The following is a 14297-nucleotide window of genomic DNA, read 5'->3' as shown; positions in this document are numbered from 1 at the left end:
TACCGTGTACTGCGGGACACCGGCGAGGGGGACGACACATGGGGAAAGCGGCGGAGCGCACGACCGGGCGGACGATCGGCGGGCAACTGTGGCGGGTGGCGGGGCTGGCCGCGCTCGCGGGCCTGGCATGGACGGCCCGGGACGTGCCGGCGGCCCTGGGCGGCCGGCTGACCGGGGCACGCGCGGAACGGGCCGCCCGCTCCGCGCAGTTCCGCGACGGCACCTTCCACAACCGGGTCGCCACCCGCACCATGCCCGGCGGTGATCCCGACCGTAACCTGCTGCGGGAACTGCTCTTCGGTCCGCAGCGTCGCCGCCCGACCGCACCGGTGCCGTTGCTGCGGCCCACCCCCGCTCCGACCACCGACGTCGCGCGGGAGCTCAACGTCGTCTGGTACGGCCACGCCTCGACCCTGATCGAGATCGAGGGGCACCGGGTGCTGATCGACCCGGTGTGGAGCGACAGGTGCTCGCCGTCGGCGGTGGTGGGGCCGAAGCGGCTGCACGAGCCCCCGGTACGCCTCGACGAACTGCCCACTGTCGACGCGATCCTCATCTCCCACGACCACTACGACCACCTCGACATGGCCACCGTCCGGGAGCTGGTCCGCCGGCAGTCGGCGCCGTTCCTGGTGCCGCTGGGCGTCGGCGCCCACCTCGACCGGTGGGGGGTGCCCGACGACCGGATCATCGAGCTGGACTGGTCGCAGGGGCACCGGGTCGGCGGCCTGGAGATCACCGCGACCGCCGCCCAGCACTTCTCCGGCCGGGGGCTGCGCCGCGACGGCACGCTTTGGAGTTCCTGGGTGGTCGCCGGGGCGCACCGCAAGGTCTTCTACACCGGCGACTCCGGCTACTTCGACGGGTACGCCGAGATCGGCGCGGAGCACGGGCCGTTCGACGTGACGCTGATGCAGATCGGCGCGTACGACCGGGCCTGGCCGGGCATCCACATGTTCCCCGAGGAGGCCGTCGCCGCCCACCTCGACCTGCGTGGCGACCTGCTCGTCCCGGTGCACTGGGCCACCTTCAACCTGGCCCTGCACGACTGGTCCGAGCCGGTCGACCGGCTCTGGGCCGAGGCCAAGGCGCGGGGCGTACGGCTGGCGGTGCCCCGCCCCGGCGAGCGGGTGGTGGTCGACGACCCGTCGGCGGTCGACGGCTGGTGGCAGACGATCGCCTGACCGCAGGCGTCCACCGCCGCCGCTCAGAGCACGAAGGCGTCGGTCCACAGCGCGCCGGAGCGGCCGGACAGCACGTCCAGCATCGCCGCCGCCTGCCCGTCGGTGAGCTGGGCGACGAAGTCGACGATGGCCCGGCCCCGGGCCCGGGAGATCCGGTCCGGGGTACGCGGGTGCAGCTCGGCCTCGGCCAGCTCCACCAGGTCGGGCAGGCGGCGGGGCAGCCGGGACTCCTCCTCGGGGTCGAGCAGCCACTCCCACAGCGACTCGACCAGGGTGCCCAGCAGCCGGGCCTGACCCCGCTGGTGCAGGGCCAGGTCGGGGCGGGCCAGCACGAAGCGGTGGTGGACGAACTTGAGCACCTGCACCTCGTGCCACTGGGCGCGGGCCAGCAGCACGTGGCCGGAGCGTACGTCCGGGGTGGCGGTCACCGTGATCGCGTCGACCAGCCGGGTGGTCCACCGGGCCGAGAACCGGGCCACGTACTGCTCCGCCTCGATCGAGCCGTCGAAGGGCAGCGCCAGCAGCCCGTCCACCAGTTCCTCGCGGACGTGCTCGACGGCGGCGGCGAACGCGTCGTCGTCGGCGATCCAGGCGTCCTTGCGGTGCAGCTGCCGGCGCAGCGCCTCGATCGCCGAGCCGGGTCGGCGGGCCGCGCCGGCCAACGCGGCGTCGGTGACCGCCCGCAGGTGTCCGCCCTCGCGCTGCCAGGCCATCAGCTCGGCGGCCACGGTGCCCTGCTGGAGCACCCCCACCCGGTAGAAGTCCTCCACGTCGTGGATGGCGTACGCGATGTCGTCGGCGGTGTCCATCACCGACGCCTCGACGGTCTGCTGCCACTGCGCGATCCGCCCGGCGAACGGCGCGCGGGCCTGCCGCAGGTCGGCGAGTTCCGTGCCGTACGCGCCGAACTTCAGCGAGCCGCTGTCCGGGTCGTCGGGTGGGGCGGCGGCACCCCGGGGCGCGGGACGCAGGTGCCGGGGGTGCGGGTCGGGGTGGTCCAGCCGGGTCCACGGGTACTTCAGCATCGCCGCCCGCACGGCGGCGGTCAGGTCGAGGCCGGTGGTGGCCGCGCCGCGGATCTCGGTGCTGGTGACGATCCGGTACGACTGGGCGTTGCCCTCGAAGCCGTCGGCCAGCCCGAGCCGCTGCCGGGCCAGCCGGTCGAGCACCCGTTCCCCCAGGTGCCCGAACGGCGGGTGGCCGAGGTCGTGGGCGAGGGCGGCGGCCTCCACCACGTCCGGGTCGCAGCCGCCCAGCTTGTCCAGCAGGTCCCGATGCGCCGGGTCGGCGGTCAGCCGTTCGGCGATCGCGCGGGCCACCTGGGCGACCTTGAGACTGTGGGTGAGCCGGTTGTGCACCAGCAGCCCGGAGCCGACCGGGCTGATCACCTGGGTCACCCCGCCGAGCCGGGCGAAGAACGGTGAGGCGACGATCCGGTCCCGGTCGGCCCGGAACGGGCTCACGGCCAGGTCGCCGAGGGCTCGGGCGCTGCCACCGAAGAGCCGACGGGCACGCGGGTCCGCAGGTTGGTCCATGATCGCCACGCTAGCGCAGCCGACCGCCCGGCCGCGCCGGCTCGCACCGGGCCGCCCGCGGGCCGGGGCCCGGGGGCCGGCAGACGGTGCCCGGCGGTCGGGCAGGTCGCGGCCGGGCAGGCGGCTGCCGGACAGATGGCGACCGGCGACCGGGCAGGCGGCTGCCGGGCGGGCGGCGGTCGCCGGCACGGTCCCGGCGGGGGTGGCGCGGGGCGTCGGGGGTGGGCGGCACAATGCAGCAGGGAACCCGAAACGAAGGCGGATCAACATCGTGACCCAGTCAGTCCATCAGCGGATCGCCGACGAGCTCGGCGTCGCCGAGCGCCAGGTGCGGGCGGCCGTGGAGCTGCTCGACGGCGGCGCGACCGTGCCGTTCATCGCCCGTTACCGCAAGGAGGCCACCGGCCTGCTCGACGACGCCCAGCTGCGCACCCTGGAGGAGCGGCTGCGCTACCTGCGGGAGCTGGACGAGCGGCGGGCCGCGGTGCTGGAGTCGATCCGCAGCCAGGGCAAGCTGGACGAGGCGTTGGAAGCGCAGATCATGGCGGCCGACTCGAAGTCCCGGCTGGAGGACATCTACCTGCCCTACAAGCCCAAGCGGCGGACCCGGGCGCAGATCGCCCGGGAGGCCGGGCTGGAGCCGCTGGCCGACACGCTGCTCGGCGACCCGACCCGGGACCCGAAGGAGACGGCCGCCGGGTTCGTCGACGCCGACCGCGGGGTGGCCGACGCCGCCGCCGCGCTGGAGGGCGCGCGGGCCATCCTGATCGAGCGGTTCGCCGAGGACGCCGACCTGATCGGCGCCCTGCGTGAGCAGATGTGGTCGCGGGGCCGGTTGGTCGCCCGGGTACGCGACGGGCAGCAGGACGCCGGCGCGAAGTTCGCCGACTACTTCGACTTCGCCGAGCCGTACCCGAAGCTGCCCTCGCACCGCATCCTGGCGATGTTCCGGGGCGAGAAGGAGGGCGTGCTCGACCTCACCATGGCCCCCGACGCCGAGGAGGACCCGGACGCCCCGCCCACCGGTCCGACCCGCTACGAGGCGGCCATCGCCGGCCGGTTCGGCATCAGCGACGCGGGCCGGCCCGCCGACCGGTGGCTGGCCGACACGGTGCGCTGGGCGTGGCGGACCCGGATCCTGATCCACCTCGGTGCCGACCTGCGGATGCGGTTGTGGCAGGCGGCCGAGGAGGAGGCGGTCCGGGTCTTCGCCACCAACCTGCGCGACCTGCTGCTCGCCGCCCCGGCCGGCAGCCGCGCCACGATGGGTCTCGACCCGGGTCTGCGGACGGGGGTGAAGGTGGCGGTGGTCGACGCCACCGGCAAGGTGGTCGCCACCGACACGATCTACCCGCACGAGCCGCGTCGGCAGTGGGACGCCTCGGTCGAGACGCTGGCGAAGCTGGCCGGGGCGCACCGGGTGGAGCTGGTCGCGATCGGCAACGGCACCGCCAGCCGGGAGACCGACAAGCTCGCCGCCGACCTGATCAAGCGGTATCCGCAGCTCGGTCTGACCAAGGTGATGGTCTCCGAGGCCGGCGCGTCGGTCTACTCCGCCTCCGCGTACGCCTCGCAGGAACTACCCACGTTGGACGTGTCGCTGCGCGGGGCGGTCTCCATCGCCCGCCGGCTCCAGGACCCGCTGGCCGAGCTGGTCAAGATCGACCCGCGCTCGATCGGCGTCGGGCAGTACCAGCACGACCTGTCCGAGGTGAAGCTGTCCCGCTCGTTGGACGCGGTGGTGGAGGACTGCGTCAACGGCGTCGGGGTGGACGTCAACACCGCCTCCGCCCCGCTGCTGACCCGGGTCTCCGGCATCGGTGCCGGGCTCGCCGAGAACATCGTGCTGCACCGGGACGCCAACGGGCCGTTCCGCACCCGCGCCGAGCTGAAGAAGGTGGCCCGGCTCGGCCCGAAGGCGTTCGAGCAGTGCGCCGGCTTCCTGCGCATCCCCGGCGGTGACGACCCGCTCGACTCGTCCAGCGTGCACCCGGAGGCATACCCGGTGGTGCGTCGCATCCTGGCCAGCACCGGGCAGGACCTGCGCTCGCTGATCGGGAAGTCGGCCCTCCTGCGCGGGCTGCGGGCCACCGACTTCGTCGACGACACCTTCGGCCTGCCCACCGTCACCGACATCCTCGCCGAGCTGGAGAAGCCCGGCCGGGACCCGCGACCGGAGTTCCGCACCGCCACCTTCGTCGAGGGGGTGGAGAAGATCGGCGACCTCACCCCCGGGATGCTGCTGGAGGGCGTGGTCACCAACGTGGCGGCGTTCGGCGCGTTCGTCGACGTGGGCGTGCACCAGGACGGCCTGGTGCACGTCTCGGCGATGTCGCACACCTTCGTCAAGGACCCGCGCGACGTGGTGAAGTCCGGTGACGTGGTCCGGGTCAAGGTGCTCGACGTCGACGTGCCGCGCAAGCGGATCTCGTTGACCCTGCGGCTGGACGACGAGGTGCCGGCGGGCGGTGGCCGGCCGGCCGGCGACGGGCAGCGGCGCGAGCGCGGCACCCCCCAGGGCGGGCGCGGCGACACCCCGGGCGGCCGGCGCGGCGGCGCGGGCGGGTCCGGTGGCGCGGGGAGGTCCGGTGGCGCGGGGAGGTCCGGTGGCGCGGGCGGGTCCGGCGGCCAGCGGGAGCAGCGGGGCGGTTCGCGGGGCGGGCCGCAGCAACGGCAGGGTCGGGGCGGCTCCGCGCCGGCACCCGCCAACGACGCGATGGCCGAGGCGTTGCGCCGGGCCGGCCTGGCCTGACCCGGCCGGCCCCGCCCCGCCCGGGACCGACCGGGCGGGGCGGCAGCCCGCCCGGCACCGCGTCCCGGGCGGGGCGGGTGCGCGCTCGCTGGACCGGTTCGACGGGCGGCGGACCGTGCACCGGGGCCGGGGCCGGGGACGACGGGTGGCGGGCGGCGGGGCGTGCACCAGGGCCGTGGCCGGCGGGTGGCGGGCGGCGGGGCGTCGCCGGGTCGCCGACGGTGGGCGTACCGTCGCGGCATGGACGGTGACGGCGATCCGCAGTGGCGGGAGCGGCGGCAGCGGGCGGTCCGGGCGCACGCGGCGGCCGACGCCCGTCGGCGCGACGGCGAGCACGCGCAGGCCGAGGAGCTGGTGGCCCGGTTCACGGCCGAGGCGGCCCGGCGCGGGCTGCGCACCACCCGCCTGGTGGCCCAGGGCTACGACGGGCGGGGCCGGTACCGGACCGGGCTGACCGGCTGGTACGTCGACCGGGCCGGCCTGCGCGCGGTCGCCGTCGACGGCCGTTTCTACCTGCTCACCGTGCCGTCGGGCGTACGCGCACTGCTGTTCGGCGTCGACGTGCCGCCGGCCCGGCCGCCCCTGGTCGTCGGCCGCGGCGGACGCGACGGCGAGTCGATCCCGCTGGCCGACCTGCTCACCCGCCGGCTCACCGCCGGCGACGACTGGCCCTGAACCCCGGGTCCGCCACCATCTCGTGCAGGGTCCGCTCGACCCGGTCGGCACCCACGGCCACGGAGAACATCCGGTCGTAGTAGGCCCGGCCGGCCTGCCCGAGCAGTTCCAGCTTCTCCCGGCCCAGGTCGCAGACCTCACGCAGGGCGTCGGCGATCGAGTCGGGGTCACCGGGCCGGGCGGTGATCCCCGCGCCGCTGTCCCGGGCCACCGCGGCGGCGTCGCCCTCCGCGGCGACCAGCAGCGCCCGTCCGGCGGCCAGGGTCGCCTGCACCTTGCTCGGCATCGTGTACGCGGACATGCCGCCCCGGCGCAGGCTCACGTAGTGGACGTCCCCGGTGGCCATCAGCGCGGGCATCCGTTCCCGGGGCAACTGTCCGAGGAACCGGACGTTGGACGCACCGACCTCCGTGGCGCGGCGACGTAGCCGATCCTGCGTGGTGCCGGAGCCGGCGATCAGGCACACCAGCCGGGGCTCGTCGGTACGGGCGCAGGCGTCGACCAGCGAGTCGAGCCCCTGCGCCTCGCCGAGCGCGCCCGCGTACACCAGCACCACCTGGTCGGGCCGGAGCCCGAGTTCGGCACGCAGGTCGGCGGCGCGGACACCCAACGTCTCGTCCGCCCACACCGGGACGTGCACGAGCTTGTCCCGGGGCACGCCCCGGTCGGCGAGCAGGTCGGCGGCACCGGGTGCGACGTGGGCGACCCGGGAGGCGCTGCGGTACATCGCCCCGCACCAGGCGGCCATCCCCCGCTCGACGGTCCGCGACACCGGGCCGGTGCCGAGGAAGCCGCTCGCGACCACGCTGTCCGGCCACAGGTCCAGCACGTGCAGCAGCACCGGCACCCGGTGCACGTAGCGGGTGAACCACATCGGCAGGGCGACGCTGATCGGCGAGTTGCCCACCCAGAGGGCGTCCAGTCCGCGCAGCGCCGGGGTGCCGGAGACCAGCGCGGACACCGCGAACGACCCGTAGTTCGCCACCCGGCGCAGCGCGGAACGGTCGTGGCTGGGATAGAGGGCCACCCGGCGGACCCGGGTCGCCCCGACGACCTCGTCGTGGCGGCGGGCCAGCCGGTAGCCGGGGGCCAGCCGGCCGGTCGGGTAGTTCGGGAACCCGGTGAGCACCCGGACCTCGTGGCCCCGTTCGGCGAGGGCGCGGGCGAGCATCCCGGGCAGGGCCGCCGGGCCGGGCTCCGGGTCGTACCACTGGGTGAGCAGACCGATCCGCATCCGCCTCACCCCGCCGCCACACCGGCCACCGGCCGGTCCGACCGTTCGCCGTCGGCCCGCCACAGGGCGCGCAGCGATGCGGCCAGGTCGTACGCCGGGGTCCAGTCGAGCACCCGGCGGGCGCGGTCGACATCGGCGCACATCCAGGGCACGGCGGCCGAGCGGGTGGCGTCGGGCGGGAAGCCGCCGGGGCGGATCTGACCGGTGAACCCGGCCACGTCGGCCAGCAGCCGGACGACGTCGCGGGTGGCCGTCGCCCGTCCGCTGCCCACGTTGACGACCCGTTGCGCGCCGACGGGGGCGCACCGCGTCGCGGCCAGCACCGCCGCCGCCACGTCCCGCACGTCGACCAGGTCCCGGTACGTGTCGTGCAGGCCGAGGGCGATGTCGTCCGCGCCGTCGGCCATCGCGGTACGGATCATCGCGGTCGCCCGGGCCAGCATGTTGCCCGCCGGCATCCCCGGCCCGACCGGGTTGAAGACCCGTAGCACGACCGTGTCGACCCGACCGGCGTCGCCCGCCAGCTCGGCCAGCCTGGTGGCCGCCAGGTGGCTGAGCCCGTACTCGCTCACCGGTACGGCCGGATGGTCCTCCCCGACGGCCAGACCGTGCGGCACGACGCCGTACTCCGCCGCCGAGCCGATCCGGACCAGCCGTGCACCGGGCGCGGCGACGGCCACCGCCTCGATGAGCTTCGCGGTCGCCACGACGTGTGCCTGGACGAAGTCGGGTCCGGAGCCGACGATGCGGCCCGCCGCGCTCACCACCACGTCGGGTCGTTCCCGGGCGACCAGCGCGGTCAGCTCGGGCAGCTCCATCCGGGCCGGGTCGCATCGGGTGCGGGAGGGGGCCCGGACGGTGGTGTGGCCGGCCAGCGTGGCGTGGATGTGCCGGCCGAGGAATCCACCCGCGCCCAGCAGCAGCACCCGGTTCATCGGGGCCGCACGACGTCCCGGTCGTCGGCCGACGACGTGGACGGGTGGCCGGCGGCCGACGACGTGGACGGGTGGCCGGCGGCCGACGACGTGGACGGGTGGCCGGCGGCCGACGACGTGGACGGGTGGCCGGCGGCCGACGCCGTGGACGGGTGGCCGGCGGCGGTCGGCGCGGCGGGCCGGTCGTCGGCGGCCGACGGGGCGTTGCCGGTGAACTCGTGCCAGGTGGCCGCGCCGGGGGCGGAGATGCCCTCCCGGGTGAGCACCACCCTGACGGTGGCCAGCAGGATCCTCAGGTCCAGCAGGAAGGACCGCCTGTCGACGTACTCGATGTCGGAGGCGAACTTCGCCTCCCAGCTCAGAGCGTTGCGTCCACGTACCTGGGCGAGCCCGGTGATGCCCGGCCGCACGTCGTGCCGGCGGGCCTGCTCGGGGGTGTAGAGGGTCAGGTACCGCACCAGGTGCGGGCGGGGGCCGACCACGCTCATCTCGCCGCGCAGCACGTTCCAGAACTCGGGCAGCTCATCGAGGCTGCTCGCCCGCAGCCACCGGCCGACCCGGGTGAGGCGTTGCGCGTCGGTGACCAGCCCGCGCTGCGGGTCGGGGTGGCGCATGGTGCGGAACTTCACCACGTCGAACAGTTCGCCGTGCAGGCCGGGCCGGGTGTGCCGGAACAGCACCGGCCGGCCGTGGGTGACCAGCACCAGCAGGGCCACCAGGGCCAGCAGGGGCGCACCGAGGGTCAGCACGACCAGCGCGCCGAGCACGTCGAGCAGCCGCTTGCATCTGTCGTACGGGCGGCGGGTCGACGGGTCGGTCTCCCGTCCGGTCACCGGGCCGGCGTCACCGGCGCGCGGCTGTGCCGCGGGGGCAGCAACTTTGGACATGGAACAGACCTACCACCTTCCCGGCGACCGTTCCGCAGTTTCACATTTGCCGCACCGGTGGGCCGGCAATGGTGGCCGCGCAGCACCGCGCGAAACGTGAAACGTGATTGTTCCTCCCTTTCCCGGAAGCGCGCACGGTCTCGTTATCGCAACAGTATGGTCACCATTGACGAGATCGTGATCCCCGAGGATGGTCCGACGGGAAAAGGCAGGAGGAGATATGCTTTCCTCGCTTGCGGACAGGCGTTTCCTGGTCACCGGGGGCACTGGTTCGTTCGGCCAGACAATGGTTTCCCGACTGCTCGACGCCGGCGCCGCCGAGGTGCGGGTCCTCAGCCGGGACGAGTCGAAGCAGGACGCGATGCGCCACCGCCTCGGCAACGACCGGGTCCGCTACTACATCGGTGACGTGCGCGATTACGACAGCGTGCTCAAGGCCGCCCGGGGCATGGAGTTCGTCTTCCACGCCGCGGCGCTGAAGCAGGTGCCCTCCTGCGAGTTCTTCCCGCTGGAGGCGGTCCGCACGAACGTGCTCGGCAGCGCCAACGTGGTCGACGCCTGCGAACGCGTCGGGGTGGAGACGCTGGTCCTGCTGAGCACCGACAAGGCCGTCTACCCGGTCAACGCGATGGGCATGACCAAGGCGTTGATGGAAAAGGTGGCGCAGGCGCACTCCCGTAACAACGCGACGGCCCGCACCAGGGTCTGCTGCGTGCGTTACGGCAATGTCATGTACTCGCGCGGATCGGTGATTCCGTTGTTCATCGACCAGATCCTGCGCGGCGGTCTGCCGACGGTCACCGACCCGTCGATGACCCGTTTCCTGATGTCGTTGCCCGAATCGGTGGAACTGGTGGAGCACGCGTTCACCTACGGCCAGCCGGGGGACGTGTTCATCCGCAAGGCCGACGCCTGCACCATCGGCGACCTGGCCACGGCGCTGTGCAACCTGTTCGGGGTGCCGGCGAAGTTCACCGTGCTCGGCATCCGGCACGGCGAGAAGCTCTACGAGACCCTGGCCAGCCGGGAGGAACTCGCGTTCGCCGAGGACCTCGGCGACTTCCTGCGGGTGCCGGTGGACAGCCGCGACCTCAACTACTCCCTCTACTTCGAGGAGGGCGACGTCGAGCACGGCGGGCTGGCCGACTTCCACTCGCACAACGCCCGCCGGCTGTCCGTACCGGAGATCGAGTCGTTGCTGATGACGCTGCCCGAGGTACGCGCGCAGGTCGCCGCGGCCACGGCGGCCGTGGTGACGAGTTGAGCGCGGGCACCGACGCCGCCCGCCCGGACCGGGTGCCCCGCCGCCGCACCGACCACCGGCCGGACCAGCGGGCCGCCGCCCCGGTGCGACGGGTCCTCGTCGTCGGGGTCACCGGCATGCTCGGGCACACCGTGCTGCGCGAGCTCGCCGACGATCCGACGCTCGACGTGCACGGCCTCGCCCGCAGCATCGACGACCGGGCCGGCCACTACCCCCCGCACCTGCTGACCCGCATCGTCCCGGCCGTCGACGTGACCCGGTTCGACGACGTCCGGCGGCTCGTCGACGAGCTGCGGCCCGACGTCGTCGTCAACTGCGTCGGCGTCATCAAGCAGCGGCCGGACGTGCAGGACGCGGTGCCGACGGTCACCCTCAACGCGCTCCTGCCCCACCTGCTGGCCGACGCCTGCGCACAGGTCGGCGGCCGGCTCGTCCACGTCAGCACCGACTGCGTGTTCTCCGGCCGGCGGGGCGGCTACCTCGAGGACGACCTGCCCGACCCGCCCGACCTCTACGGCCGGTCCAAGCTGCTGGGCGAGGCCACCGGCGCGTCGGCGCTCACCCTGCGTACGTCGATCGTCGGGCACGAGCTGACCACCCGCCGCTCCCTGGTCGACTGGTTCCTGTCCCAACAGGGTCAGGTGCGCGGCTTCACCCGGGCGGTCTACAGCGGGGTGACGACCGTGGAGTTCGCCCGGCTGCTGCGCACGGTGGTCCTGCCCCGGACGGAGCTGACCGGCCTCTACCACGTCGCCGCCGAACCGATCACGAAGTACGACCTGCTCCGGCTGGTCGCCGAGGTCTACGGGTGGCCCGGTGAGCTGGTGCCGGACGACGCGTTCGTCTGCGACCGGTCGATGCGCGCGGACGCCCTCGCCCGCGCCACCGGTTACCGTCCGCCGAGCTGGCCGGACATGATCACCGCGCTGCACGCCGCCCGGGAACGCTGGACGTCCGACCCGGCCCGGCCGGGCCTGGCGGGCGTACCGCGCTGACGCAGCAAACGACCATCGCCGGCGCTGCCGGCCCGTCGGAGTCGAAGGACATCACGTGGGGAACCGAGTGGGTCAACTGTGCCTGGTCGTCGGGGCGGTCCTGGCCGTGGTGGTCACCACCGTCGCCAGCGTCACCGTCCCGCTGGTCGCGGTCGGCGCGGTGGCGCTGCTGCTGCTCGCGCTGTTCGCGCTCGCGCAGCAGATGGACGGCTGGCGCTGGCTGCTGGGCCTGACCATGGCGCTGCTGGTCTGCGCCTCGTCCAAGCTGCCGGGCCTGGTGGAGGCCAGCTTCTATCCCCGGTACGCGGCGGTGGCCGCCCTGGTCGTCTGGGCGCTGGGCGCACCGGGCCGGACGGTGGCGCGGGTCGACCCGTGGACCCGGCTGCTCGTCGGCGCGCTCTGGGCGATGGCCGGCCTGGCCACGGTGAGCTTCACCTGGTCGGTGGTGCCGTTGGAGACCCTGCAACGGGGGGTGGCGCTGCTCCTGCTGGCCGCACTCGTGCACGTCCTGGTCCGCCGCCGGTGGCCCGACCGGGCGGTCATGCTGGCCGACCTGCGCATGGTCTACCTGGTGCTCAGCGGGTCCGCCCTGATCAGCCTCGGCGTCGGGCTCACCGACGGCACGCTCGTCGCCGCGCTGTCGCGGACCGACCGGTTCGAGGGCCTCTACAACAACCCCAACATGCTCAGCATCGTCTGCGCCCTGACCACGCCGCTGGGCTGGGCGGTCTACCGGCAGTCCCGCCGTCGGGTGGAACTGCTCGGCATGGTGCCGGCCGTCGCCTGCCTGCTGCTGTCGCAGTCCCGCACCGGCCTGATCGCCGTGCTCGCCGGGGCCTGCTGGGTCGTGCTGCGCAACGGGCTGGGCCGGGTGGTCCGGCTGGGCGCCGGACTGGCCGTGGGGCTACTGGTGGCGTACCTGTTCAATCTGCTGCCGGTCCTGTTCGCCGGCCCCTGGGTACGCCAGCTCGTGCTGCGCTTCACCGACCCCACCGGCGGTGACCTGTCCAACGGCCGCACCGAGATGTGGCAGGCCACGGTGGACCTGTGGTGGCAGAACCGACCCACCCTGGGCTTCGGGTACGCCTCCCGCAACCACCTGTTCGCCCTCGCCAGCCTCGACGAGTCCTTCGGGACCGGGGTGAGCGTGGTGCACAACAGCTACCTGCAACTGCTGCTGGAGTTGGGGCTCGCCGCCGTGGCGCCGCTGGTGCTGCTGCTGCTGGCCGTCGGACGGGTCGCCCTGCGCTCCCCGGTGCGCCGGGCCGACTCCGGGCTGGTCTGGCTCGTCGTCACCGGCCTGCTGATCCAGATCACCGAGTCGGCCATCTTCGGCACCGGGCAGACGTACCCGTACGTGTTCTGGTGCGTGGTCGCCGGGGTGCTGCTGCACCTGCCCGGTGGACGCGCCGACGCCGACGCGGCGCAGGCGGACCCGACGGCGGACCCGACGACGGCGACCCCGCCGTGGGTCGGTGCCCCGGCCGGCGACCTGACCCGCCTGCCGGTCCCGGCCCTGCGCTGAGGTCACGACGGTGGGCGTCCCGACCGGGGACGCCCACCGCGTCGTGTCCACCCGGCTCAGCGCCGGTCGTCGGCCACCAGGAAGGCGCTGACCTCGGCCCGCCAGGCGCGGTGGTCGAACGACCCACGGGCCCGGGAGCGGGCGGCCCGGCTCATCGCCGTCCACTCCTCGTCGCGCAGCCGCAGCGCCCGCTCGATCCCCCACCGCACGTCGTCCGGCCCGTTGCCGTCGAGCACCAGCCCCTCGACGCCGTCGTGCACGTGGGCGGCCAGGTCGCTGGTGTGGTTGAGCAGCACCGGACAGCCGGCGGCGAGGCTCTCCGGCACCTTGGACGGGAAACCGTTGGCCGCGTACCCGCCGGTGGGGCGGACCAGCATCGAGAAGTGCGACTCCGCGAGCAGCGTCAGCACGGTGTCGCGGGGCACCCGACCGAGGAACCGCACCTCGGCGACGATCCCGTCGAGGACCGTGACGTCCAGGTCGGAGTGGGTGGCGGCGGCCTCGCGGGTCACCCCGGCGATGGTGAGGCTGACCCGGCGCTGCTGCTGCGGGGTGAGCCGGGCGATCCCACGCAGGATCACGTCCAGCATGTCCTTGCGGCCGGGGGTGCCGGCGTAGAGCAGCCGCAGCCCGGTGGAGAGCGCGGGTGGCCGGGCCGTCGGGAAGTCGTCGCAGTCCACCTGCGGCGGCACCACCAGCACCGACATCCCGTGCCCGGTGAGGTAACCGGCCAACGTGGTGGAGACCGCGGTGGCCCGGTCGACCAGCCGGGTGGCCAGGAACGTCGACCACCGGTGCCGGACGTAGTACGGGGTGAGCCAGCCGTGGCGGAACTGCCGCCGGTCGTGGCGTTCGCTGGCGTCGACCACCACCGGGCAGCGCAGCGCCAGCCGCAGGACCGCCCAGTTGCCCAGCGTCATCAGTGCCATCGGGAGCAGCACCACGCTCACGTCGCCCCGGCGTACCCCCTGCCGGCGGGCGGCCCGCAGCACGCGGACCGGACGGGCCAGCCGGGCCGGCAGCCGGGTGAGCCGGTGCCGGCCCCGCACCCGCAGGGTGACCAGGTCGACGCCGGCCGGCTCGGGCGGTCGGGCGGGGAAGGCCAGTTCGCAGGGCCAGTCGTTGACGACGAGCGTGCGGGTGCCCTCGGGCGCGGCGGACCGGGCGAGCTGCAACAGCCGGTTGGAGGTGGCGTCGCCGTACGGGAAGGCGTAGGCGCCGACGAGCAGCGGACGTGGTGGGCCGGTCCGCCCGGTCGGTCCGCCGTCGGGCAGGGGTCGCCGACCCGCGACCAGGGTCTGTTCGTTCATC

General features: G+C 74.4%; 11 protein-coding genes. 6 read left to right on the top strand and 5 right to left on the bottom strand.

The window, feature by feature from the left end; genetic code table 11:
- Window positions 1–38: 38 nt before the first annotated feature.
- Entirely contained in the window at window positions 39–1184 is a 1146-nt protein-coding gene (locus ACN261_RS18930) for an MBL fold metallo-hydrolase (RefSeq protein ID WP_425851347.1), read from the top strand.
- Between the two features lie 23 nt (window positions 1185–1207).
- On the opposite strand, the gene ACN261_RS18925 is transcribed toward ACN261_RS18930, so the two are convergent.
- Window positions 1208–2719, bottom strand: coding sequence for a deoxyguanosinetriphosphate triphosphohydrolase family protein (locus ACN261_RS18925; protein WP_425851345.1), 1512 nt, complete (start codon window positions 2717–2719; stop codon window positions 1208–1210).
- 271 nt (window positions 2720–2990) lie between these two features.
- Here ACN261_RS18925 and ACN261_RS18920 point away from each other — a divergent pair, with 271 nt between their 5' ends.
- Complete coding sequence (locus tag ACN261_RS18920) at window positions 2991–5471, top strand: Tex family protein (protein ID WP_425851343.1); 2481 nt, start codon at window positions 2991–2993, stop codon at window positions 5469–5471.
- A gap of 240 nt (window positions 5472–5711) precedes the next feature.
- A complete protein-coding gene (locus ACN261_RS18915) occupies window positions 5712–6146 on the top strand; it encodes a hypothetical protein (RefSeq protein WP_421486669.1) in 435 nt (144 codons plus the stop codon).
- Here the strand turns inward: ACN261_RS18915 and ACN261_RS18910 are convergent.
- The 3 genes from ACN261_RS18910 to ACN261_RS18900 are packed head-to-tail and all read right to left on the bottom strand — an operon-like array spanning window position 6121 to window position 9202.
- Complete coding sequence (locus tag ACN261_RS18910; protein WP_425851341.1) at window positions 6121–7380, bottom strand: glycosyltransferase family 4 protein; 1260 nt, start codon at window positions 7378–7380, stop codon at window positions 6121–6123. The two genes, ACN261_RS18915 and ACN261_RS18910, sit on opposite strands and share 26 nt — an antisense overlap.
- 5 nt (window positions 7381–7385) lie before the next feature.
- Window positions 7386–8315: an NAD-dependent epimerase/dehydratase family protein gene (locus ACN261_RS18905; protein ID WP_425851339.1), complete on the bottom strand. Its 930-nt coding sequence runs from the start codon at window positions 8313–8315 to the stop codon at window positions 7386–7388.
- Window positions 8312–9202: a sugar transferase gene (locus ACN261_RS18900; RefSeq protein WP_425851338.1), complete on the bottom strand. Its 891-nt coding sequence runs from the start codon at window positions 9200–9202 to the stop codon at window positions 8312–8314. Before ACN261_RS18900 ends, ACN261_RS18905 begins: the two co-directional genes overlap by 4 nt.
- Before the next feature lie 190 nt (window positions 9203–9392).
- Here ACN261_RS18900 and ACN261_RS18895 point away from each other — a divergent pair, with 190 nt between their 5' ends.
- The 3 genes from ACN261_RS18895 to ACN261_RS18885 are packed head-to-tail and all read left to right on the top strand — an operon-like array spanning window position 9393 to window position 12986.
- On the top strand, window positions 9393–10466 hold the full coding sequence (locus ACN261_RS18895; RefSeq protein WP_363656629.1) for a polysaccharide biosynthesis protein: 1074 nt from the start codon (window positions 9393–9395) through the stop codon (window positions 10464–10466).
- Window positions 10463–11461, top strand: a complete 999-nt coding sequence (locus tag ACN261_RS18890) for a dTDP-4-dehydrorhamnose reductase family protein (RefSeq protein WP_425851336.1) — start codon at window positions 10463–10465, stop codon at window positions 11459–11461. The genes ACN261_RS18895 and ACN261_RS18890 overlap by 4 nt, the downstream gene beginning before the upstream one ends.
- Window positions 11462–11516: 55 nt before the next feature.
- On the top strand, window positions 11517–12986 hold the full coding sequence (locus tag ACN261_RS18885; RefSeq protein ID WP_425851334.1) for an O-antigen ligase family protein: 1470 nt from the start codon (window positions 11517–11519) through the stop codon (window positions 12984–12986).
- A 56-nt stretch (window positions 12987–13042) separates the two neighbouring features.
- Here ACN261_RS18885 and ACN261_RS18880 read toward each other — a convergent pair whose 3' ends face one another.
- Window positions 13043–14296 (bottom strand): glycosyltransferase, encoded by a 1254-nt coding sequence (locus ACN261_RS18880; protein ID WP_421486663.1) that lies wholly within the window; start codon window positions 14294–14296, stop codon window positions 13043–13045.
- Window position 14297: the final 1 nt, after the last annotated feature.

It is taken from the genome of Micromonospora sp. WMMD723 (assembly GCF_049863385.1).
Lineage (GTDB): Bacteria > Actinomycetota > Actinomycetes > Mycobacteriales > Micromonosporaceae > Micromonospora > Micromonospora wenchangensis.
This window is presented reverse-complemented; position numbering and strand designations above follow the sequence as displayed.